Here is a 23,399-nt window from a genome sequence, read left to right as displayed (position 1 = left end):
GCGCGCATGCAGATGATCGTGGTGATGAAGTTGACCGAGCCGAGGATGGTGCCGAAGCCGGAGAAGGCCAGACCCATGATCCACATGTCGGCGCCGATGCCCGGGGAGCGGACCGCGTCCGACAGCGGGCTGTAGGCGAACCAGCCGAAGTCGGCCGCGCCCTGCGGCGTCAGGAAGCCCCCGACGGCGATGAGCGAGCCGAACAGGTACAGCCAGTAGGCGAACATGTTCAGCCGGGGGAAGGCCACGTCCGGCGCGCCGATCTGCAGCGGCATGATCCAGTTCGCGAAGCCGGCGAACAGCGGCGTCGCGAACATCAGCAGCATGATCGTGCCGTGCATCGTGAACGCCTGGTTGAACTGCTCGGTCGACATGATCTGCAGACCGGGCCGGGCGAGCTCGGCGCGCATGAACAGCGCCATCACGCCACCGATGACGAAGAACGCGAACGACGTCACCAGATACAGCGTGCCGATCGTCTTGTGATCCGTCGTCGTCAGCCACTTGACCACGACGCTGCCGCGGTTCTGGCGCCTGACCGGCAGCTCGTCCTCGTAGTGGGACCCTGCTGCCGCGGCACCCTGGGGTTCGTTGAGGATGCTCACAGGTTGTTCGTCTCCCGGTTCTTCTCGTGGCTCGTCTGCGCGATGCCGGCAGGAACGTAACCGTTCTGCTGCTTGTCCACGAGGTCCTTGAGGTGCTGCTCGTAGCGCTCGGGGGAGACGACCTTCACGTTGAACAGCATCCGAGAGTGGTCGACGCCGCAGAGCTCGGCGCACTTGCCCAGGAAGGTGCCCTCCTTGTTGGGGGTCACCTCGAAGGCGTTGGTGTGGCCCGGGATGACGTCCTGCTTCATCAGGAACGGCACCACCCAGAAGGAGTGGATGACGTCACGTGAGGTGAGGACGAAGCGGACGGTCTTGCCCTTGGGCAGCCAGAGCGTCGGACCCGGGTTGTTGGTCTGCGGGTTCCGGGTGCCGGGGGTGCCGCAGTCGTAGACGCCGCCGGCACCTGCCGGGAAGTCCTTCTTGAACCGGTCCGGGATCGCGTCGAGCTCCGGGGACTTCTTGGCGTCACCCGTGGAACCGGCGACCGGCTCGATGTAGTTGAAGCACCAGCTCCACTGGAAGCCGACCACGTTGACCGTGACGTCGGGCTTCTTCTTGAGGCTGAGCAGCTCTGACTCGTCGCGGGCGGTGAAGTAGAACAGCACCGAGACGATGATGAGCGGGACCACGGTGTACAGCGCCTCGATGGGCATGTTGTACCGGGTCTGCGGAGGAACCTCGACCTTGGTGCGGCTGCGCCGGTGGAAGAAAGCACTCCACAGGATCAGACCCCACACCAGCACGCCAACGGCGAGCGCAGCCGCCCAGGACCCCTGCCACAGGGAGAGGATCCGCGGAGCCTCTTCCGTGGTCGGGGTGGGCATACCAAGGCGGGGGAAGTCTTCCCAGTTGTACGAGCAACCGGTGGCTGTCGCCAAGACCAGGCCCGCGGTCAGTGCCTGCAGCAGCTTCCGCCGCATCGGGCGCCGCGGCGAGCGGTCGGAGCCGTTGGGACTCACGTAGCGCCTTCCCGAGAGTCTCGCCCGCGCGGATCGGCTGCGGCCTGGCCTTCTCGCTGGTCGGTCGCCGCCCTGCGTCGGGCAGGGGTTTGGATGTTTATGCGGACCAAACCCTAGCCGACGCCCTCCGGGGGTTCTCGGGGAGGGGTGCCTATGAGGAGGGGTGGTTCGCTGGTTTGGCGGCTGCGGGTTATTTGTGGCTGGTCGCGCAGTTCCCCGCGCCTCTGAGGTCCACTGCCCTGCTGAACGTCTTAGCGTTGCTGTGTGGCCTACTTCGACGCTGCTTCCGCTGCTCCGCTTCATCCTGTTGCCCGGCAGGCCCTGCTGGCCTCGCTCGACGAAGGGTGGGCGGATCCCGCACGTCTGTACAGGGAGGGACGTCGTGCCCGGGTGCTGCTGGACGCGGCGCGGGAGGCCGCTGCCGAGGCGGTGGGCTGCCGGCCGGACGAACTGATCTTCACGTCGTCCGGAACGCGTGCCGTACATACGGGGATCGCCGGGGCGCTGGCCGGGCGGAGGCGGGTCGGGCGCCACCTGATCGTGTCAGCGGTCGAACATTCGTCTGTACTGCATTCGGCGGAACTCCTCGAGGCCGCCGGAGGGACCGTCGCACAGGTCCCGGTGGACCGCACCGGACGGGTTCAGCCGTCGGCGTACGGCGATGCCCTGCGCGCGGACACGGCACTGGCCTGTCTGCAGTCGGCCAATCATGAGGTGGGGACCGAGCAGCCGGTGGCCGAGGTGGCCGAGGTGTGCCGGGCGGCGGGCGTACCGCTACTGGTGGACGCGGCGCAGTCGCTGGGGTGGGGGCCGGTGGAGGGCGACTGGTCGCTGCTCACGGCCAGCGCCCACAAGTGGGGCGGTCCGTCGGGGGTCGGACTGCTCGTCGTCCGCAAGGGTGTGCGGTTCGCGCCGCAAGGGCCGGTGGACGAGCGGGAGTCGGGGCGGGCGCCCGGTTTCGAGAACATCCCGGCGATCGTGGCGGCGGCCGCGTCGCTGCGGGCCGTACGGGCCGAGGCAGCCGAGGAGGCCATGCGGCTGCGGGAACTGACGGAGCGGATCCGGGTGCGGGTGCCGCAGGCGGTGCCGGACGTCGAGGTGGTCGGCGACCCGGTGCGCAGGCTGCCCGGCGTCGTCACCTTCTCCTGCCTCTATGTCGACGGGGAGGCCCTGCTGCACGAGCTGGACCGGGAGGGTTTCTCCGTTTCGTCCGGATCGTCCTGCACGAGCAGCACGCTGACGCCGAGCCATGTGCTCCGGGCGATGGGCGTACTCAGTGAGGGGAACGTGCGGGTCTCGCTGCCGGTGGGAGGCGCCGAGGATGATGTGGAGCGGTTCCTGACCGTCCTGCCCGGGGCCGTGGCGGCGGTGCGGGAGAAGCTGGGAGCGCCGGCCGCCTCCGAGGTCGCCCGCGAGGAGGACGTCCTGGTCGTCGACTCCCTCGGCAAGCGCTGCCCGATCCCGGTGATCGAACTGGCGAAGGTCATCGGCGACGTGCGGGTGGGCGGCCTGGTCCGCGTCCTCTCCGACGACGAGGCGGCCCGGCTGGACATTCCGGCGTGGTGCGAGATGAGGAGCCAGGAGTACGTCGGGGAGGAGCCGGCGGACAAGGGAACGGCGTACTTGATCCGCCGGGTGAGCTGAGTGACCCAGGGGCGCGGGGCTGTGTCGACGTGCGGCTGTGCCGCGTGGGCGCGACCAGCCCCCACGCCCCTGCGGACGACAACGGTCAGACGAGGTGCGCCTGAACCTCCGCCGCAGCCTCGTCCCCGTACGCCTTGGTGAACCGCTCCATGAAATGCCCGCGGCGCAACTGGTACTCCTGCGTCCCCACCGTCTCGATGACGAGAGTCGCCAGCATGCAGCCGACCTGGGCGGCACGCTCCAGGGAGACGCCCCACGCGAGGCCCGAGAGGAACCCGGCGCGGAAGGCGTCGCCGACGCCGGTCGGGTCGGCCTTGCGCTCCTCGTCGGGCGTGCCGACCTCGATCGGGTCGTCGCCGGCCCGCTCGATGCGCACGCCCTGCGCGCCGAGGGTGGTCACCCGGTGCCCCACCCTGGACAGGATCTCCGCGTCGGTCCAGCCGGTCTTGGACTCGATGAGGCCCTTCTCGTACTCGTTGGAGAAGAGGTACGTCGCCCCGTCCAGCAGGATGCGGATCTCCTCGCCGTCCATGCGCGCGATCTGCTGGGAGAAGTCGGCGGCGAACGGGATGTTCCGGGAGCGGCACTCCTCGGTGTGGCGGAGCATGGCCTCCGGGTCGTCCGCGCCGATGGAGACCAGGTCGAGACCGCCGACGCGGTCGGCGACGGTCTTCAGCTCGATGAGGCGGGCCTCGCTCATGGCGCCGGTGTAGAAGGAGCCGATCTGGTTGTGGTCGGCGTCGGTGGTGCACACGAAGCGGGCGGTGTGCAGCGTGTCGGAGATGCGGACGGACTCCGTGTCGACGCCGTGCCGGTCGAGCCAGGCCCGGTACTCGTCGAAGTCCGCGCCCGCGGCGCCGACCAGGATCGGGCGGGTGCCGAGCTGCCCCATTCCGAACGCGATGTTCGCGGCGACGCCGCCGCGGCGTACGTCGAGCTTGTCGACCAGGAACGACAGCGAAACCGTGTGCAGTTGGTCCGCTACGAACTGGTCGGCGAAGCGGCCGGGAAACGTCATGAGGTGGTCGGTGGCGATGGAGCCGGTGACTGCGATGCGCACGGCGTGGACTCTCCTGTGGGAGGCGGACCTTGACGCCTCACGCTATCGGGTGGACGGGGTCGCTCTGAAGGCATGGAAACTACCCGATAGTAGATCTTTCTCCGTGAGGCCCGGCGTGCCTACGGTGCGGATATGACGAACCTCAAGGTCCAGGTGCCCGTTCCGGTCGATCTCGAAGGCGAGCTGGCGTCGCTGCCGGGCGACGGCGCCCGGATGGCGCCCCACTGGGCGGCTCCCGACCGGGTCGCCTCCCGGCCGGTCTCCCCGGCCCTGATCCACGGTGTGACCGTCCCCCCGGCGTCGGCGCGGCTGCTCGACGCGATGTCGGACTACGGGGACTGAGCGGCGCGCTCCAGGGAACCGCGCGCTCCCCCGCTGCGTCCCATCGCTGTCCCCCGTAAAGGGGAGGCGGGATACGACCCGACAGCTGCCCGTGTCGGACCGGGCCGGGCCCCATGGGACAGCTGTGCAGCCGAAGGAGCGATGCGGTGAACACCGAGCGACCCGACAACGACGACGACGCCAGGGAAGTGGGCGGCGCCGGATCCGCCGACACCCCGGAGGTCGAGGAGCGGGGTTCGGCGGACACCCCTGAGGCCGTAGAGGCCGTAGAGGCCATAGAGGCCACAGAGGCCTCTGAAGCCGCGGAGGCCGCGGAGGCCGCGGAGGCCCCGGAGACGATTGAGTCCGCCGAGGCTTCCGGGACGTCGAGTGAGGACACGCCGGCTTCGGAGTCGGAGTCGGAGCCGGCGGGCGGCGCGCCCACGGCGGCCGAAGAGACGGACGCCGCGCCCACGACAGCCGAAGAGACGGACGAAGAGGCGGGCCGTGCCGACGCCGGGGAAACCGGCCCGGCCCCGGAAGCTGCTCAGGAAACGCCCTCCGCACCCCACGGCGACGCACCCCACGGCGACGTGCCCCGCGACGAGGAGCACCCGGTCCGTCCCGGCGGTGGGCGGTCGCGGACGCCCGCGATCATCGCCTCCGTCGCCGCCGCCGTGCTGCTGATCGGCGGTGGCGGGGCCTGGCTCGCGGCCAACGCCTCGGGCGGCCCCGGTGGCGGTGGCGGTTCGACGCCCGGCGCGCCCGCCGGGGACGGCACTCCCCCGCCGCTCGCGCTCGACGGGTACTCGGAATCGACGTCGGGCGGCGGCAACGGCATCGCGCCCGGTGAGCCGAACCCGTACGGCGCCACCTACCGGGTCGACGGCCCGCTCCCGGACGGGCCCGGCGAAGCCCCGGTGTACCGGGCGCGGGGCGAGGTCACCAAAGAGGAGGTAGCCCGGCTGGCGAAGGCCCTCGGAGTCGAGGGGACCGCGGTGTCGCAGGGCGAGGCCTGGAAGGTCGGGGCCGGCCAGGACGGTTCGGGGCCGATCCTCCAGGTGAACAGGCAGGCACCGGGAGCCTGGACCTTCAGCCGGTACGCCCCGGGCACGGACAACTGCAAGGGCACCGACGCCTGCACCGCTCCGCAGCACGGCGGCAGCCCGGTGAGCGAGGCGGAGGCTGAGAAGGCCGCGGCGCCCGTGCTGAAGGCGTTGGGTCAGGACGACGCGAAGCTCGACGCGAGCCAGGTCATGGGCGCCCAGCGGGTGGTGAACGCCGCTCCCGAGGTCGGCGGTCTGCCGACGCACGGCTGGACGACCGGTGTCACGGTCGGCTCGGACGGCGAGGTCGTCGGCGGCAGCGGTCAGCTGAAGACGCCGGTGAAGGGCGACACGTACCCCGTGGTCGGCGCCGGGGAGGCGCTGAAGCTGATGGAGAAGCGGCCGACGGGCGACCACCGCATGGGCATCGGCGGCTGCGCGAGCCCCGTGCCGCTGAAGGACCGGCTGGAGCGGCCCTGCGGGTCGTCGGCGAGCGGCGCTCCCGAGCAGGACGCGGTGACGGTGCGGAACGCGGTGTTCGGGCTGGCCTCGCACGTCGTGGACGGGCGGCAGGCACTGGTGCCGTCCTGGCTGTTCGAGGTGACGGCGCCGGGCGCGAAGGACCCGTTCACGGTGACGTACCCGGCGGTCGACCCGAAGTACCTGGCCTCCCCCACGCCGAGCGGGCCGAGTGACGAGCCGACGTCGGCTCCCGAGCCGCGTGATGTGAAGGTGGACGGCTACCGGGCCGAGGGTTCGGAGCTGACCGTGACCTTCACGGGCGGGGTGTGCTCCGACTACGACGTGAAGGCGAGCGAGAGCGGGGACGAGGTGAAGGTCACGGTGACCTCGACCCCGTGGCAGGGCAAGGTCTGCATCATGATCGCGAAGCAGTTCCAGAAGACCGTGCAGCTGGACGAGCCGCTCGGCGACCGCGCGGTCGTGGGCTCGAACGGCAAGGCGGTCCCGCTGGCCAAGGAGGGCGCGCGGCTGCCCGCTCCCCCGACCCGGGAGCGGTAGGACGGCACAGCGCGAAGGCGGGGGCCCCGTCGGAGGGGGCCGCCGCCTCCGTCATGTCCGCGGCCGCGGGAAGCGGCTCGGCGGGCTCAGCTGAAGGAGTCGCCGCAGGCGCAGGAGCCCGTCGCGTTCGGGTTGTCGATCGTGAAACCCTGCTTCTCGATCGTGTCCACGAAGTCGATCGTGGCGCCGCCCAGGTACGGGGCGCTCATGCGGTCGGTGACGACCTTGACACCGCCGAAGTCCTTCTCCACGTCACCGTCGAGGGAACGCTCGTCGAAGAAGAGCTGGTAGCGCAGGCCGGAGCAGCCGCCGGGCTGGACGGCGACGCGCAGCGCGAGGTCGTCGCGGCCTTCCTGGTCGAGCAGGGTCCTGACCTTGTCCGCGGCGGCGTCGGTCAGGATGATGCCGTCGCTGACGGTGGTGGTCTCGTCCGATACGGACATCTACATCTCTCCCGGGTTGTACGGAGACTGCTTGCCGACGGGTCCAACCGGCGGGGCCGCGGATTCATTCCGGGCCGGGCGCTCGATCTCGGCTCCTTTTCATGCTCGCACACGCGCCGGGAACCGGAAAACGGCTCTTTCCCGGCCTTCCCGGGAATGAACGGCGGCTCGCCGGGATTCACGTCACACAGACGCTATGGCCATCGTCAAAGTGACGTGAAGCGGTTATGATAGATAGCGTCAAATCGACGAAAAGTCGCGGAACAGAAAGGGTGCGTGTCGTGACCACCGCCCAAACCCAGGAGCTCGACGTACAGCCGACGCCCCTCGCCCTGCTGCTCCTCGGCCGTGAGGCCGACCCCAAGAGCGAGCGGGGCGTGGAGTGTCCAGGCGACCTGCCCTCGCCGTCCGACCCGGACCTGGTGGAGCGCGCCCGCAAGGCGAAGGAGAAGCTCGGAGACAAGGTCTTCGTGCTCGGCCACCACTACCAGCGCGACGAGGTCATCCAGTTCGCCGACGTCACGGGGGACTCCTTCAAGCTGGCCCGGGACGCGGCGGCGCGTCCGGAGGCCGAGTACATCGTGTTCTGCGGTGTGCACTTCATGGCGGAGTCCGCGGACATCCTGACGTCCGACGACCAGAAGGTCGTCCTGCCCGACCTCGCCGCCGGCTGCTCGATGGCCGACATGGCGACGGCCGAGCAGGTCGCCGAGTGCTGGGACGTGCTGACCGAGGCCGGGATAGCCGAGCAGGTCGTGCCCGTCTCGTACATGAACTCGTCCGCCGACATCAAGGCGTTCACGGGCAAGCACGGCGGCACGATCTGCACCTCCTCGAACGCCAAGCGGGCCCTGGACTGGGCCTTCGAGCAGGGCGAGAAGGTCCTCTTCCTGCCGGACCAGCACCTGGGCCGCAACACCGCCGTGCGGGACATGGGCATGTCCCTGGACGACTGCGTCGTCTACAACCCGCACAAGCCGAACGGCGGGCTGACGGCCGACGAGCTGCGCGCCGCGAAGATGATCCTTTGGCGCGGCCACTGCTCGGTGCACGGCCGCTTCAGCCTGGACTCGGTGAACGACGTGCGCGAGCGCATCCCGGGCGTGAACGTCCTGGTCCACCCCGAGTGCAAGCACGAGGTCGTGGCCGCGGCGGACTACGTCGGCTCGACGGAGTACATCATCAAGGCCCTGGAGGCCGCGCCGGCCGGTTCCAAGTGGGCCATCGGCACGGAGCTGAACCTGGTCCGCCGCCTGGCGAACCGTTTCGCGCCGGAGGGCAAGGAGATCGTCTTCCTCGACAAGACGGTCTGCTTCTGCTCGACCATGAACCGCATCGACCTCCCCCACCTGGTCTGGACCCTCGAGTCGCTGGCCGAGGGCAACCTGGTCAACCGCATCGAGGTGGACAAGGAGACCGAGGCGTTCGCGAAGCTGGCCCTGGAGCGGATGCTGGCGCTGCCGTAGTCCTCCTGCGGTGCGAGGCCCCTTCCTTCCTGGAAGGGGCCTTTTCCGCTGGTCGGATCATTACGCTTGGTCCCTCACGACGTGTGCACGCATGGGGGCGGGATGGCGACGCGGGGCGGCGGGGTCGACGATCTTGTGGTCGTGGTCCCGGGGATCATGGGGAGCCGCCTGGCGGACGCGGACGGCCGCGAGGTCTGGGGGCCTTCGGGCCAGGCACTGTTACGCGGCATCAGGACGTTCGGCCGGTCGGTCGAAGGGCTGGCCCTGCCCGGGGAGCTGCTGGACGACCACCCCGGCGACGGGGTACGGGCGGTCGGGCTGGTGCCCGACGTCCACGGGCTGCCGGGCCTGTCCCCTCTGGTCGAGGGGTACAGCGACCTGCTGCGCTGGCTGGAACGGTGCTTCGGTCTCCTGCGGAGATCACCGGGTGCGGACCCGCGCACTCCGGCGAACCTGATCGACTTCGCGTACGACTGGCGGCTGTCGTGCCGCTACAACGCCGAGAGGCTCGGCGAACGGGTGGTGGACGAGCTGGGCCGGTGGCGGGACTCGGCGCCTGGTCGGGCCGACGCCAAGGTGGTCTTCCTGTGCCACTCGATGGGCGGGCTGGTGACCCGCTGGTACGTCGAGAAGGGCGGCGGCGCGGAGATCACCCGCCGGGTGATCACGCTGGGGACGCCGTACCGGGGGTCGCTCGACGCACTGCTGTACCTGGTCAACGGGCTGCGATTGCAGGAACTGCGGCCGGGGCTCGGCCGGCTGGGAGTCCGGCTGGACCTGTCCCCCTTCGCGCGGAGCCTGCCGTCGCTGCACCAACTGTCTCCGGATTACGCGTGTCTGGCCGATGCCGGCTCGCCGGAGCTGCGGTACGCACGTGAGGTGGCGGGGCTGCCGGGGGTGGACGAGGGGCTGCTGAAGGACGCGGGAGGGTTCCACACCACGCTGCGGGAGTCCCGGGCGGGGGCCGCGTACGGCGTTGAGTACCTGCCCGTGAGCGGGGTGCTCCAGCCGACGCCGACCACGGCGGGCGTCGAGCGGGACGGCCGGTTGTCGGCGCTGCCGACGATCAGGGGCGTGGACGAGGGCGGCGACGGGCGGGTGCCGTGTCTGTCCAGCGCGCGGATTCCCGGGGTACGACGACCCGCCTACACACCGTGGGAGCAGCACGGGTCGCTCCAGAACAACGCCGCTGTCCGGTGGGCCGTGTGGGGCTGGCTCACGCCGGAGCGGCCCCAGCACCGTGCGGCCGCGCAGGCAGGGGCACCGCTCGGCGTGTCGGTACCGGACGTGATGGTCGAGGGTGAGCCGTGCGTGATGGAGGTGTCGGTCGACCGGGAGGTGGCCGGGTACGAGGAGCTCGCGGTCGGGGTCCGGGTGGACGGCGAGGACGCAGTGCGTCCCCTGCGGAACCGGGGCGGGGGCCGGTATTCCGCGGCGTTTGCCGGGCTGAGGCCGGGAGTGCACCGGTTGCGGGTGGCTGCGCGGCACGCCCCTGCGGAGACGGTGACGGCGCTCGTACTGGTCGTCGGCCGTGAGTGATGTGCCGGGTCCTTTCGCGGGCACCGCGCTGTGCGTGGTGTGCGAGTCACACGAAGGTGCCTCCCCATCGCGCCGGCTGGCGGGCGCGCGCGAGCAGATGCTCGTCATCGCGGGGCGGCTGCGCCGACTCGGCTTCGCCGTGCGGGTGATCGGCCACAGTGAGGACCCCGACCTGGCGACCTTCAAGCGGGAGAAGGAGGAGTGGCGCGCCTTCTGGCGGCGGGAGGGAGGAAACGGGCCCGCGCTGATCCTCTGGTCGGGCCACGGAGAGCTGGACGGCCGGGACCTGCGGTTGGTGCTGGGCGACCTGAAGCTCACTGGGGATGCGTTCGAGCGGAAGATGCTGCTGCGGGAGCACGGCGTCACGGCACAGCAGCTCGTCGACACGGCGATGGCGTCCGGCGCCGACCAGATCCTGCTCTTCGTGGACACCTGCCACGCGGGCGCCGGCCTGGCTCCCGGCGTGGAGGTCGCTCTGGAACATCTGCGGCAGATCTCATTGTCGGAAGGCCGCTCGAAGTGGCTGGGGGCGATGGCCAGTTGCCGGGCCGGTGAACTCTCCGAGGGGTACGGCCCGCTGATGGAGGCGGTGTCGAGAGCACTGGCCGAGGGCCCGTCCACCGGTGACTACCTCTCCGCGTGGAGCATGCACAACGAGCTGGTCACCGGGGTCGACCTGATGGCCGCCGTACGCAGCCAGTGGGAGGAGGACGGCCAGACGCCGCAGAAGGTCGCGGTCGGGGACGAGCGTCCGGCGTTCCCCAACCCGAGGTCCGACCCTGGTGCCCCCGCCGCACTCGTGGAGCATCTGGTGCTCGCGGCGCGGGGTGTGGGGCACCGCGAGGAGGGGTGGTTCTTCACCGGGCGGCGGCGCGTGCTCGGCCGGATCGTCGACTGGATGGAGGCGGGAGAGCCCGGGCTGTTCCTCCTGACCGGCCCGGCGGGATGCGGCAAGTCGGCGGTGCTGGGCCGTATCGCCACCCTCGCGGACCCGCAGGCGCGGCAGGACGCGGAACGGCAGGGGGCACTGAGAGACGGCGACCCGGACCCCGGGGTGCGGGATCCGCGGTCCTTCGGGGCGGTGCATCTGCGGGGGCTCGATGCCTTGCGGGCGGCTTCGGAGCTGGCGGCGCGGCTGCGGCTCGACGAGCCGCGGAGTGTGGACGCGTTCCGGGCCACGCTGCGGGAGCTGCCGGTGCCTCCGGTCGTGGTGCTCGACGGCTTGGACGAAGTGCCGGCCGAGCACACGCAGGGGGTGATCGAGGAGCTGGTGTTCCCGCTGAGCCGTATGGTCCCGGTGCTGGTCGGCTCACGGGAGCGGCCGTTCCGAAGCAAGCTGGCCGACGGGGAGACGCTCCCCCAGGCGCTCCAGCGCTACATCGGTGCGGGTGTCGTCACGGTGGACCTGGAGCGGGAACCGGACACGCGGGGGGACATCGCCGCCTATGTGCGGCGGCGGTGCGATGCGGCGGAGGTGGACGGTTCCCGGGTCGCCGGGGCACTGGCGGAACGGGCCACCGAGGCCGACGGGGGGTTCTTGTTCGCCCGGCTGGTGACCGGCTTCCTCATCTCCCGGCTTCGGGAGGGCGTCGTACGGGAGGACCTGCTGGCCGGGCTGCCGGAGTCCGTCGAGGCCGCCTTCGAGGAGGACCTGCGGTCCGGGCCGGTGCGCGTGCGGGACGACGGTACGGAAGTTCCCTCGGCGGGGCGGGACCTGCTGACGGCACTGGCTTGGGCCGCTGGGCGCGGCATGCCGGCGGGCGGCATCTGGGAGACGGTGGCCTCCGCGCTGGGGGATGCCGCCTACGACGAGGACGACGTGGACTGGCTGCTGTCCGCGTACGGGCGGTACATCGTCGAGGACGGCGAGGAAGCCCAGGCCGTGTACCGGCTCTACCACCGGGAGTTCGTGTCGCACCTGCGGGGGCGGGAAGGGCCGGCGGGTGCGGACGCGGGGCTGGTGGTGTGCCGGACGGTCGTGGACATGGTCCGGCGGGACGCGCGGGTCGGGGACTGGAGTGCGGTCGATCCCTATGTGGCGGTGTGGCTGCCGCGACACGCGGTGTGGGCAGGTCAGCCGGGCATCGACATGCTGCGCGGGCTCGTCGAGTGGGACCAGAACGCGTTGCCGCTCCTCGCGGTGGCGTTGCACGACCTGGCGGCCTACCTCTCGGCGGAAGGACGTCTCGAGACCGCGCTGGCCCTCTCCTACGAGGCGGCCGAACTGTTCTCGGGGCTGGCCGAGGCCGATCCCGAGACGCACGGCGCCGTCCTGGCCTCCTCCCTCTACAACCTCGCCGCGGTGCTGAACCTGTCCGGCGCCCGGCAGGCCGCCATCGAACCCTTGAGCAAGGCCGTCCGCATCCGCCGCGAGGTCGCCCGGACCGACCCCGGCATCCTCCCCGACCTGGCCGCCTCCCTCAACGAGCTCGGCACGCTCCTGGCTTGGGCCGGGGACGACCGGGCGGCCCTGGAGGCCGGCCGCGAATCCGTCACCATCCGGCGGGAACTCGCCCGCACCGACCCGGCCGTGCACCAGCGCGACCTGGCCACGGCCGTCACCCACCTGTCCAACCATCTCGCGAACAACGGGGACTCCCGAGCCGCCCTCGCGGCCGCCCGGGAAGCCGTCCAGCTCAACGCCCAACTCGCCGACACCAACCCGTCCGCTCATCTCCCCGGTTTCGCCGCTGCCCTGCACGGTTTCGCCGGCCGCCTGGCCGACGCCGGAGACCACCGAGCCGCCCTGGAGACGGCGCAGGACGCCGTGCGCATCCAGCGTGAACTCGCCGAGGCCAATCCCGCCGCCCACCTCCCCCAGCTGGCCATGGCCCTCAACAACCTCGCCGGCCACCTGGCCCAGAACGGGGACCACCGAGCCGCCCTCGCCGCCGCCGAGGGAGCCGTCCGCCTGTACACCCGGTTGGCCGGTACCGACCCCGTGGCTCACCTCTCCGACTTCGCGGCCTCCCTCAACAACCTCGCCACCCGACTGGCCGAGAACGGAGACCTCCAGGGCTCCGTCGCGCCGGCCCGGGAAGCTGTCCGCATCCAACGCGAACTCGTCCGCTTCAACCCCACCGCCCACCTGCCCGGCCTGGCCTCCTCACTCAATACCCTCGCCATCCGACTGGCCCAGAACGGGGACCTTCAGGCCTCCGTCGATCCCATCGAGGAAGCCGTCCGCATCTGGAGTGAACTCGCCGACACAACCCCCGCCGTCCACCTCCCGCACCTGGCCATGGCCCTCAACAACCTCGCCGGCCACCTGGCCCGGAACGGGGACCCCGAGTCCGCTGTCGAGCCCGCCTGGGAGTCCGTCCGCATCCGGCGTGAACTCGCCCGGACCAGTCCCGCCTCCTACCTGCCGGGCCTCGCCGCGGCCCTCAACAACCTCGCCCGCCACCTGTCCAACACCGGAGACGCTCCGGCCGCCCTCGAGATCACCCACGAGTCCGTGCGGATCCGGCGTGAACTCGCCCGGACCAACCCCGCCGCCCACCTCCCCGGGCTCGCGGGCACCCTGAGCAACCTGGCAGGTTGTCTGACTCGGAGCGGGGATCGGGAAAGGGCTCTCACGACCGCCCGCGAAGCCGTCGAGCTGTACACCCGGCTCGCCGACGACAACCGGGCCGCCCACCTCCCCGAACTCGCCATGGCGCTGAACAACCTGGGTATCCACCTGGCCGACAACCAGGAGCACGAAGCCGCGCTCGGGACCGCGCGTGAAGCCGTCCGCGTCTACGAGGAACTCACGGGAACCAACCGGGCCGCGCACCTTCCCGACCTGGCCGGTGCCCTCAACAACCTCGCCCTCCGCCTGGCCGACACCGGAGACGACCGGGCCGCCGTCGACTTCGCCCGCGCCTCTTTCGACATCCGGTGCGAACTCGTCCGCACGAACCCCGCCGCGCACTTCTCCGGTCTCGTCACCTCGCTCAACAACCTCGCCGACCACATGGCCCGCCGCGGCGACGTGGCAGAGGCCGTCCGGCTCTATTCCGACGCCGCGGCCGTACTCGCCCGGGAGCATCCGGACGCCGGGCGCTCCGTGGAGGCGGAGTGCGGGGGCTTCCAACTCCGGCTTCCCGGGCGCGAGTCCAAGGCCGTCGGCCTGAAGCAGCTGATCGATGTGCTCGTCCGGGACGGCGAAGAAACGCCCGACATCATCGTCGTGTCCGTACGCGACAAGCTCCGCGCGTTCACTCAGGAAGCCCCGGACCACCTCTTGCTGTTCGAGGAGGTGTGGCGGCGGACGACCTCCACCGCCCCGCCGGACTGGATACGGATCCGGGCCGAGGTCCTGACGCTGGTGGACACGTGGATGGCCGCGGCCACCTGGCCCGAGAGTCAGGAGTTCTGGACCCGTCACGCCGAGGTGCTGAGTTCGGACGAGGCGTCGGCGGCCCTGGCCGAGCGCGCGCTGTTCACCTTCCTCGCCGAGGAGCACATCACGCTGCGCCGGCGGATCCTCTCGGAGGGGGCCGCTCCCGCCTACCGGCGCCTGCACGTCGAGGACACCGTTTTGGACTGGGTGGACTGCGAGATCCCGAGCGCGTCACGGCTCTTCTTCCAGGAGAACGCCGACTTCCTCCTCGACGAGGCCGCGGACGCCGTTCTCGAGGACATCGGCTCGGCCTCGCACACCGCCCTCCTCCACATGGCCAGAACGGAGGGCATCGACACCGCCTACGACCGCGTCCAGCACCGCGAGAGTCTCCAGCGGTATGTCGAGCGGGCCGTCGCCGAGGGGGACGCCGAGGCCTTGGCCCATGCCTCCGCCCTGGAACGGGACGCGTTCGGCGACGCGCTGTCCTCCCATGTCCATGCCCGGGCCGCCGCCCTCCTCTGCGGCCGTCCCGACACCCTCGGCCCCGACGCTCCGGCCGCCGGCGCCACGCCCGAGACCCGCGCCCGCCTCCTCACGGAACTGGCCGCCCTCGGCGCCCGCCCCGGCCAGGACGCCGCCTCCTGGCTGCGTCTCATCCAGGCCCTCACCCGGCCCCAGGACGACACTCCCTAGATCCAAAACTGACGGCCGGGTCTCGTACGGAGACCCGGCCGTCATCACCTCGCGGGCGCAGTCGTCACACTCCCGCCGGCTCCTGCTCCTGCTCGGCCTCCCGCTGGGCCGCAAGGCCCTTCTTCGCCGCGCGCTTCTTCGCCCGGCGCTCCTTGCGGAGTTCGAACATCGCGTACAGCGTGGGCACCAGCAGCAGCGTCAGCAGGGTGGACGTGACCAGGCCGCCGATCACGACCACGGCCAGCGGCTGGGCGATGAAGCCGCCCTCGCCGGTGATGCCGAGGGCCATCGGAAGCAGGGCGAAGATCGTCGCCAGGGCCGTCATGAGGATCGGGCGCAGACGGTGCCGGCCGCCCTCGATCACGGCCTCGACGACGCCGTAGCCCTGCTTGCGGTACTGGTTGATCAGGTCGATCAGCACGATCGCGTTCGTCACCACGATGCCGATCAGCATCAGCATGCCGATCATCGCGGGAACGCCCATCGGCGTGCCGGTGGCCACCAGCAGGCCGATCGCGCCGGTGGCCGCGAACGGGATGGAGACGAGCAGGATCAGCGGCTGGACCAGGGACCGGAAGGTACCGACCAGCAGCATGAAGACGATCGCGATGGCCGCCAGCATCGCCAGGCCCAGGTTGGCGAACGCCTCGTCCTGGTCCTCGGAGACACCGCCGATCGACGCGGTGGCGCCGTCGGGGAGCTTGAGCGCGTTGATCTTCGACTGGAGCTTGGTGCTCACCGCGCCCGTGTTGTCGCCGGTCGGCTTGGCGGTGATGGTGGCCGCACGCTGGCCGTCGATGCGGGTCATGGAGACCGGGCCGTCGACCAGCTTGACCGTCGCGATGTCGCCGAGCTCGACCGCGCCCAGGCGCAGGTCCTGAAGCTGCTTCAGCGTCGTCGCGGGCTTCGCCGAGCGGATGACGACGTCGCGCTCGGTGTCGTCCAGGACCGCCTTGGCGGCGTTGGTGCCGCGGACGGCCTGGGCGACGGCGGCGCCGAGGGTCTGGTCGTTGAAGCCGGCCGCGGCGGCCTTGTCGTTGGCCTTCACGGAGATGCGCGGCACGCTGGTCGCGAGGTCGCTGGTGACGTCCGTGACGTCGTCGAGCGAGGCGACCGTCTTGCGGACCTCCTCGGACGCCGTGCGCAGGACGTCGGCGTCGGCGGCCTTCACGACCACGCTGAGGTCCTGGGCGCCGAAGCCGTCACCGGCGGAGATGGTGGTCGTGCCGATGCCCTTCAGCCCGGCCAGACCCTTCTCGATGCTGTCCTGGACGTCCTCGTACGACGCCGAGTCGTCCAGCATCACCTGGTACGAGGCCTGGTTGGTGTCCGTACCGCCACCGAAGGCCGCCATGAAGCCGGACGAGCCGACCGTGACCTGGTAGTCCTTCACGCCCTTGGTGCCGTCGAGGAGCCGCTCGACCTTCTTGGCCTGGGTGTTGGTCGCCTCCAGACTGGTGCCGGGCTTCAGCTCCTGCTTGACGGTGAGGACCTCGACCTCGCCCTGGTCGAAGAAGTTCGTCTTCAGCAGGGGTGCCATGCCGAACGTGCCGACCAGCACGACGATCGCGAGGGCGACGCTGGTGAGCCGGCGGCGGGTCGCGAAGCGCAGGACCGGGACGTAGAGGCGCTGCAGGCGGCTCTTGGCCTCCTTCTCCTCGGCGAGCCGGCGGGCCTCGTCGGCGTCCTCCGGGGTGCCCTTCGGGGGCCGCAGGAACCAGTACGACAGCACCGGGACGACCGTCAGGGAGACCAGCAGGGACGCCAGCAGCGCGGCGGTGACGGTCAGGCTGAACGAGCCGAACAGCTCGCCCACCATGCCGCCGACCAGGCCGATCGGCAGGAACACCGCGACCGTGGTGAGCGTCGAGGACGTCACCGCGCCCGCGACCTCGCGGACGGCGTTGAGGATGGCCGAGTGGCGCTCCTCGCCGTAGCCGAGGTGGCGCTTGATGTTCTCCAGGACCACGATCGAGTCGTCGACGACCCGGCCGATGGCGATGGTCAGCGCGCCCAGCGTGAGGACGTTCAGCGACAGGTCGCGCGTCCACAGCACGATCAGGGCGAGGACGACGGACAGCGGAATGGACACCGCCGTCACGAGGGTCGAGCGGATCGAGGCCAGGAAGACGAGGATCACCAGGACGGCGAAGAGCAGACCGAGCGCGCCCTCGGTGGTCAGGCCCTTGATGGACTTCGACACGGCCGGGCCCTGGTCGCTGACGACCGTGAGGGTCGCGCCGGAGCCGAGGTCCCCCCGCAGGTCCGGGAGCTTGTCCTGGACGGCGTCGGAGATGGCGACCGCGCTGCCGTCACGGTCCATGGTGACGGCGACGGCGAGACTGGGCTTGCCGTCGGTGCGGGTGATGGAGTCGGCCGGGGCCTCCTGCTCCTTCACCGTGGCGACGTCGGCGAGGCGCACCGGCTTGCCCCTGCCGGGCTCGCCCGTGACCATCAGGTCCTGGATCTGCTTCAGTGACGTGAAGCCCCCGCCGACCTGGACGGTGCGGTTGGCGCCGCCCTCGTCGAAGGAGCCGGCCGGGACGGTCGCGCCGCCCGCCTGGAGCGCCTGGACGAGGGACTGCGAGGTGAGGCCCGCCTTCGCGAGCTTCGCGTCGTCGGGCGTGACGGCGACCTGGAGGTCGCGCACCCCGTCGACGGTGACCTGGCCGACGCCTTCGATGCTCTTCAGGTCCGGCACGACGGTCTTGTCGAGCTGGTCGGCCAGGGCCTGCTGGTCCCGGTCGGAGGTGACGGCGAGGACGACGGTCGGGATGTCGTCCGTGGAGCCGGCGACGACCTGCGGGTCCACGTCGTCCGGGAGCTGGACACGGGCCCGGTTGACGGCCTGCTGGACGTCGGCGACGAGCTGCTCGGTGCCGTTGCCGTAGTCGAAGGACGCCATGATCACGGCGTTGCCCTCGGTGGCGGTGGAGGTCACGCCACTGATGCCGTCGACGGCTTCGAGGCTGTCCTCGATGGGCTCGACGACCTGCTTCTCGACCACGTCCGGGGACGCGCCCTGGTACGGCGCCAGCACGGACACCATGGGCAGTTCGATGGTGGGCAGCAGCTGCTGCTTGAGCTGGGGTATCGCGATCGCCCCGAAGACGAGCGCGATGATCGACATCAGCCCTATCAGGGCCCGTTGCGCGAGGCTGAATCTCGACAGCCAGGACATGGGTCAGGGTCTCTCTTCTGTTTAGCGGCAGAAGCGGCAACGGGCGCGCAGATGAGCGCCCGCCTTTACACCCTGAGCCATCGGCGGGGACCGATCCGTAGGCCCCAAGTCCCGTTCCTTATGCGGCGCATACTCCGGCCGCAGTACGCCCGGGCAGAGCTCACTCCACCCTTGGACGGACCAGGCCCGACTCGTAGGCGATGACCACGAGCTGGGCCCGGTCCCGGGCGCCCAGCTTGGCCATGGCCCGGTTGACGTGCGTCTTCACCGTCAGCGGGCTGACCTCGAGACGCTCGGCGATCTCGTCGTTGGAGTGGCCGCCCGCGACCTGGACCAGCACCTCGCGCTCCCGGACGGTGAGCGAGTCGAGCCGTTCCCCGCGGGCCGGGTCGCGGTCGTCGTCCGGGTCCCTCTGGGCGAGGAAGCGGGAGATCAGGCCGGTGGTGGCCGCCGGGGACAGCAGGGCCTGGCCGCCGGCCGCGATCCGGATGGCGTTCAGCAGTTCCTCGGGCTCGGAGCCCTTGCCGAGGAAGCCGGAGGCACCGGCGCGCAGCGACTGCACGACGTAGTCGTCGACCTCGAACGTCGTCAGGATGACCACCCGGACGTCCGCGAGGTCGGGATCGGCGCTGATCATCCGGGTCGCCGCGAGACCGTCGGTGCCGGGCATCCGGATGTCCATGAGGACGACGTCGGCGCGCTGCTCCTTCGTCATCCGTACCGCCTCCAGGCCGTCGGATGCCTCGCCCACCACCTCCATGTCGGGCTCGGAGTCGACGAGCACGCGAAACGCGCTGCGCAGCAGCGCCTGGTCGTCGGCGAGCAGGACACGGATCGTCATGCGGGGTCCTCCCCGGGTGTGCGGTTCTTGACCGGCAGGATCGCATGGACGCGGAAACCGCCGCCGTAGCGGGGACCGGTGGTGAGGGTGCCGCGCAGGGCGGTGACGCGTTCGCGCATGCCGAGCAGCCCGTGCCCGCCGCCGCTGCCCGGGTCCTCGTCCTCGCCGCTGCCGTCGTCGAGGACGGTGATCTCGATGTTCGGCCCCACCCGTACGACGCTGACCTCGGCCTTGGCCTGCGGCCCGGCGTGCTTCTGCACGTTGGTGAGGGCCTCCTGGATGATCCGGTAGGCGGCCAGGTCGACGGCTGCGGGGAGGGCGGTGCCCTGGTCGGCGCGGGCGACCTCGATGTGCAGGCCGGCGTTGCGGAAGGTGCCGGTGAGTTCGTCGAGGCGGTCCAGGCCGGGGGCGGGTTCGGTGGGGGCCTCGGGGTCGCCGGACTGTCTGAGCAGCCCGACGGTGGCGCGGAGTTCGTTGAGGGCGGAGCGGCTGGCCTCCCGGACGTGGGCGAGGGCCTCCTTGGCCTGGTCGGGGCGCTTGTCCATGACGTGGGCCGCGACGCCGGCCTGGACGTTGACCAGGGCGATGTGGTGGGCGACGACGTCGTGCAGATCGCGGGCGATGCGCAGGCGCTCCTCGGCGACGCGGCGGCGGGCCTCCTCCTCGCGGGTGCGTTCGGCGCGTTCGGCGCGTTCGCGGATGGCCTGGACGAAGGCGCGGCGGCTGCGGACGGCGTCGCCGGCGGTGGCGCCGATGCCGGTCCAGGCGAAGATCGCGAGGTTCTCCTGGGCGTACCAGGGCAGGCTGCCGGCGGCCATGGCGGAGCCGGTCAGCACAGTCATGGTGAGCAGGCCGACGCGCCAGGTGGTGGGGCGGTCGGTGGTGGAGGCGACGGTGTAGAGGGCGATGACCGCGGACATGGCGACGGGGGCGCGGGGGTCGCCGGTGACGGATTCGATGACGGAGACGGCGCCGGTGAGGGCCAGGACGGTCATCGGGGCGCGGCGCCGGAAGACCAGGGCGGCGGCGCCGAGGGCCATGAGGACGAGGCTGAGGGGGTCGGGGGTGCGCAGGGCCCAGCTGACGCTGTCGCGGTGGCGGGGTTCGACGAACGAGCCGGCGACCATGCAGACCAGGACGGCCGCGGCCAGGACGGCGTCCATGGCCAGGGGATGTGCCTTTGCCTGGCATTTGGCCCGCTGGAGGGTGCTCACGGGGGTTCACGGTAGCCGGGGTGGGTGTGCGGGGGTATGGGGGCCGGGGTCGGAAGGCCGGTTGTGAGGTGCTCGGCGTCGGAGCTGGGGCCGGGTGGGTGCGCAGCCCGGCGGTGCGGGGTGCCGCTGCGCCCACCCGTGCCGCCTGGGGGCACCTCCCAGGCCCTTGCGGCACTGGGGGAGGCACGACTGCCCGCAGCTGGGTCAGCCCGGAATCAGGCCGTCGTCGCTGAGCAGCTCCCGGACCTCCTCCAAGGTCGCGTCCGGGGACGGGAGGATCAGTTCCGACGGTTCCAGAAAGTCGTCCGGCAAGGGTTCACCCAGGTCTCGAACCCTGGTCAGCAGGGCCTGGAGGGTGCGGCGGAAGCCGGGGCCGTCGCCGTTCTCCATTTCCGCCAGGAGCTCGTCGTCCAGCCTGTTCAGTTCGGCGAGGTGGCTGTCGGCCAGCCTCACCTGGCCCTCCCCCATGATCCGTACGATCATGTCGCCCTCCTAGGCGTGGGCCCCTACTGCTTGTCGAAGCGCGGGGTGTCCTGCGGCTGCTGCTGGGACTGCTGCTGGCTCGTGCCACCTTCGAGGGCCTGCTGCCCACCGCTCGAACCTCCGGCCAGCTCGGCCTTCATCCGCTGCAGTTCCAGCTCTACATCCGTACCACCGGAGAGCCGGTCCAGCTCGGCCTGGATGTCGTCCTTGTGCATCCCGGACTGGTCGTCGAGGGCACCGGAGGCGAGCAGCTCGTCGATCGCGCCGGCGCGAGCCTGGAGCTGGGCCGTCTTGTCCTCGGCACGCTGAATCGCCAGGCCGACGTCGCCCATCTCCTCGGAGATGCCGGAGAAGGCCTCGCCGATCCGGGTCTGCGCCTGGGCCGCCGTGTACGTCGCCTTGATCGTCTCCTTCTTCGTACGGAAGGCGTCGACCTTGGCCTGGAGCCGCTGGGCCGCGAGGGTGAGCTTCTCCTCTTCGCCCTGGAGCGTCGCGTGCTGGGTCTCCAGGTCGGTCACCTGCTGCTGGAGGGCGGCACGGCGGGACAGCGCTTCGCGGGCCAGGTCCTCACGGCCCAGCGCGAGCGCCTTGCGGCCCTGGTCCTCCAGCTTGGTGGTCTGGGACTGCAACTGGTTGAGCTGGAGTTCCAGGCGCTTGCGCGAGGTCGCCACGTCGGCGACGCCGCGGCGGACCTTCTGGAGCAGTTCCAGCTGCTTCTGGTACGAGTAATCGAGGGTCTCGCGCGGGTCCTCGGCCCGGTCAAGGGCCTTGTTCGCCTTCGCGCGGAAGATCATCCCCATACGCTTCATGACACCGCTCATGGGCTTCGCGCGCCCCCTTCTGACCGACTCCGGCTCCAGCACCTGCGACAGAACCCACAGTACGGGCCCTGCATCCATTACCGCACTGTTCGGGGACGGATGCGCTCATCCCCAAGGACGACTGAGCACGCTCCCGCTCCGGCGTAGGGAGTAGGTGGTCCCCGGGGTCACCGGGGATACCCCAGGTAACCGGAGCGGCACCTCCCGGGAACGACCGGGTGCGTACACAACGTCCCCTCTGTCCCCTTACAGACGACTGGTGTTGCCGGATCGTTCCCCGCGGGACTGGGGTCCATGCCCGGGAAGCCCTTACCCTTGGGTTTTGTGTTCCGTAGCCGTTCGAAGGATGAGAAGGCCCAGGCCGCCGACAAGGCGCCGGTGAACTTCTCCAAGCAGCCCCGCGACCCGCAGGCCCCGAAGGGCAGGCCCACGCCCAAGCGCAGTGAGGCCCAGTCCCAGCGCCGCAGCGTCGCCAACACGTCGATGACGCGGAAGGAGGCCGCCAAGCGGCAGCGCGAGGAGCGCCGCAGCGCGCTGGAGCGGCAGCGCCAGGCGCTGGCGAGCGGCGACGAGCGGTACCTGCCCGCGCGTGACAAGGGACCGGTCCGCCGGTTCGCGCGCGACTTCGTCGACTCGCGGTTCAACATCGCGGAGTTCTTCCTGCCGATGGCCGTCGTCATCCTCGTGCTGAGCATGGTGCGGGTGGCCGCGCTCCAGAACATCGCGCTGCTGCTGTGGCTCGTCGTGATCGTGCTGATCGTGCTCGACTCGTTCGTCACGGCGTTCCGCCTGAAGAAGCAGCTGAACGAGCGCTTCGCGGGTGAGAACCGGCGCGGTGCGGTCGCCTACGCCCTGATGCGCTCTCTCCAGATGCGCCGGCTCCGGCTGCCGAAGCCGCAGGTCAAGCGCGGAGAGCGGCCCTGACCGCGACGTCGTTCTCCGGGGGTGCGGCGGATGCCTGGCTGGACAAGCTGGGCGGGCTGCGCGATGTCGTCCGGCAGGAGCTGGTGGCCCGGCAGCTGGACGAGCAGATAGTCGGGCGGTTCCCGGTGGGGCAGCGGCTGCGGGTGCTCGACGTGGGAATGGGCCAGGGCACGCAGGCGCTGCGGCTGGCCCGGGCCGGGCACCAGGTGACCGGCTTGGAGCAGGACGCGAAGATGATCGCCGTGGCCCGGGAGTCCCTCGCCGGGGAGCCGGAGGGCATCCGGGAGCGGATGCGGATCATCGAGGGCGACGGCCGGGACACCGGCGTGCACTTCCTGCCGGGCAGTTTCGACGTGGTCCTGTGCCACGGCGTCCTGATGTACGTGGAGGAGCCCGACCCGCTGCTGGCGGGCCTGGCCCGGATGCTCGCGCCCGGTGGGCTGCTGTCCCTGCTCGTGCGCAACGGGGACGCGCTGGCGATCCGGCCGGGGCTGTCCGGCGACTGGGCGGGCGCGCTGGCCGCGTTCGACACGGTCTCCTATCGCAACCGGCTGGGGCTCGACGTACGGGCCGACCGGCTGAAGGACCTGACGTCGACGCTCGCCGGGATCGGGGCGCCGCTGCACGCCTGGTACGGGGTGCGGGTGTTCACGGACACGGCGGCGGACGGCGCCGATGTCCCGGCCGACGTGGAGACACTGCTCGCGGTGGAGGAGAAGGCCGGGCGGACGGATCCGTACCGCGGGGTGGCGGCGCTGCTGCACCTGTGCGGCGTGCGCGGCTGACAGCCGCTGGGGGCGGGGGCC

General features: G+C 71.0%; 17 protein-coding genes. 8 read left to right on the top strand and 9 right to left on the bottom strand.

Going from position 1 to position 23,399, the window contains the following annotated elements; all coding sequences use genetic code 11:
- Both AC07F0_RS17925 and ctaC read right to left on the bottom strand, forming a co-directional pair.
- A partial coding sequence (locus AC07F0_RS17925) for a cbb3-type cytochrome c oxidase subunit I (RefSeq protein WP_478979899.1) occupies positions 1-605 on the bottom strand: 605 nt, incomplete at its 3' end.
- Positions 602-1,567, bottom strand: a complete 966-nt coding sequence (gene ctaC, locus AC07F0_RS17920) for an aa3-type cytochrome oxidase subunit II (protein ID WP_279542157.1) — start codon at positions 1,565-1,567, stop codon at positions 602-604. The genes AC07F0_RS17925 and ctaC, both read right to left, overlap by 4 nt.
- A gap of 264 nt (positions 1,568-1,831) precedes the next feature.
- On the opposite strand from ctaC, the gene AC07F0_RS17915 reads away from it, so the two are divergent.
- Complete coding sequence (locus AC07F0_RS17915) at positions 1,832-3,211, top strand: aminotransferase class V-fold PLP-dependent enzyme (RefSeq protein ID WP_478979897.1); 1,380 nt, start codon at positions 1,832-1,834, stop codon at positions 3,209-3,211.
- 85 nt (positions 3,212-3,296) lie between these two features.
- Here AC07F0_RS17915 and AC07F0_RS17910 read toward each other — a convergent pair whose 3' ends face one another.
- Positions 3,297-4,271, bottom strand: a complete 975-nt coding sequence (locus tag AC07F0_RS17910) for a carbohydrate kinase family protein (RefSeq protein WP_478979895.1) — start codon at positions 4,269-4,271, stop codon at positions 3,297-3,299.
- A gap of 132 nt (positions 4,272-4,403) precedes the next feature.
- On the opposite strand from AC07F0_RS17910, the gene AC07F0_RS17905 reads away from it, so the two are divergent.
- Together AC07F0_RS17905 and AC07F0_RS17900 are read left to right on the top strand one after the other, a co-directional pair.
- The gene (locus tag AC07F0_RS17905; protein ID WP_478979893.1) at positions 4,404-4,613 is read left to right on the top strand and encodes a hypothetical protein; all 210 of its coding nucleotides are present in this window, start codon (positions 4,404-4,406) and stop codon (positions 4,611-4,613) included.
- A gap of 146 nt (positions 4,614-4,759) precedes the next feature.
- Positions 4,760-6,658 (top strand): hypothetical protein, encoded by a 1,899-nt coding sequence (locus AC07F0_RS17900; RefSeq protein WP_478979891.1) that lies wholly within the window; start codon positions 4,760-4,762, stop codon positions 6,656-6,658.
- An 86-nt stretch (positions 6,659-6,744) separates the two neighbouring features.
- Here AC07F0_RS17900 and AC07F0_RS17895 read toward each other — a convergent pair whose 3' ends face one another.
- The gene (locus AC07F0_RS17895) at positions 6,745-7,101 is read right to left on the bottom strand and encodes a HesB/IscA family protein (protein WP_086851802.1); all 357 of its coding nucleotides are present in this window, start codon (positions 7,099-7,101) and stop codon (positions 6,745-6,747) included.
- Positions 7,102-7,382: 281 nt separating this feature from the next.
- Between AC07F0_RS17895 and nadA the strand changes: the two genes are divergently transcribed.
- The 3 genes from nadA (at position 7,383) to AC07F0_RS17880 (ending at position 15,129) form a co-directional block, all read left to right on the top strand.
- Complete coding sequence (gene nadA, locus AC07F0_RS17890; RefSeq protein WP_392031327.1) at positions 7,383-8,567, top strand: quinolinate synthase NadA; 1,185 nt, start codon at positions 7,383-7,385, stop codon at positions 8,565-8,567.
- Between the two features lie 102 nt (positions 8,568-8,669).
- Positions 8,670-10,106: an esterase/lipase family protein gene (locus AC07F0_RS17885; RefSeq protein WP_478979889.1), complete on the top strand. Its 1,437-nt coding sequence runs from the start codon at positions 8,670-8,672 to the stop codon at positions 10,104-10,106.
- A complete protein-coding gene (locus AC07F0_RS17880; protein ID WP_478979887.1) occupies positions 10,099-15,129 on the top strand; it encodes a tetratricopeptide repeat protein in 5,031 nt (1,676 codons plus the stop codon). The genes AC07F0_RS17885 and AC07F0_RS17880 overlap by 8 nt, the downstream gene beginning before the upstream one ends.
- Positions 15,130-15,193: 64 nt before the next feature.
- Here AC07F0_RS17880 and AC07F0_RS17875 read toward each other — a convergent pair whose 3' ends face one another.
- The 5 genes from AC07F0_RS17875 to AC07F0_RS17855 form a co-directional block, all read right to left on the bottom strand.
- Positions 15,194-18,310 (bottom strand): efflux RND transporter permease subunit, encoded by a 3,117-nt coding sequence (locus tag AC07F0_RS17875; RefSeq protein ID WP_478979886.1) that lies wholly within the window; start codon positions 18,308-18,310, stop codon positions 15,194-15,196.
- A 160-nt stretch (positions 18,311-18,470) separates the two neighbouring features.
- Complete coding sequence (locus AC07F0_RS17870) at positions 18,471-19,151, bottom strand: response regulator (RefSeq protein ID WP_478979884.1); 681 nt, start codon at positions 19,149-19,151, stop codon at positions 18,471-18,473.
- Complete coding sequence (locus AC07F0_RS17865; protein WP_478979882.1) at positions 19,148-20,365, bottom strand: sensor histidine kinase; 1,218 nt, start codon at positions 20,363-20,365, stop codon at positions 19,148-19,150. The genes AC07F0_RS17870 and AC07F0_RS17865 overlap by 4 nt, the downstream gene beginning before the upstream one ends.
- 204 nt (positions 20,366-20,569) lie before the next feature.
- Positions 20,570-20,848, bottom strand: coding sequence for a PspA-associated protein PspAA (gene pspAA / locus AC07F0_RS17860; protein ID WP_478979881.1), 279 nt, complete (start codon positions 20,846-20,848; stop codon positions 20,570-20,572).
- A gap of 23 nt (positions 20,849-20,871) precedes the next feature.
- Positions 20,872-21,657 (bottom strand): PspA/IM30 family protein, encoded by a 786-nt coding sequence (locus AC07F0_RS17855; protein ID WP_478979879.1) that lies wholly within the window; start codon positions 21,655-21,657, stop codon positions 20,872-20,874.
- A 336-nt stretch (positions 21,658-21,993) separates the two neighbouring features.
- Between AC07F0_RS17855 and AC07F0_RS17850 the strand changes: the two genes are divergently transcribed.
- Together AC07F0_RS17850 and AC07F0_RS17845 are read left to right on the top strand one after the other, a co-directional pair.
- Positions 21,994-22,593, top strand: coding sequence for a DUF3043 domain-containing protein (locus AC07F0_RS17850; RefSeq protein ID WP_436731711.1), 600 nt, complete (start codon positions 21,994-21,996; stop codon positions 22,591-22,593).
- 83 nt (positions 22,594-22,676) lie between these two features.
- The gene (locus AC07F0_RS17845) at positions 22,677-23,378 is read left to right on the top strand and encodes a class I SAM-dependent methyltransferase (protein ID WP_478979877.1); all 702 of its coding nucleotides are present in this window, start codon (positions 22,677-22,679) and stop codon (positions 23,376-23,378) included.
- Positions 23,379-23,399: the final 21 nt, after the last annotated feature.

Source organism: Streptomyces sp. NPDC045955, assembly GCF_056430805.1.
Note: the sequence above shows the minus strand (reverse complement) of the source record. Positions and strands in the feature narration are given on the sequence as shown.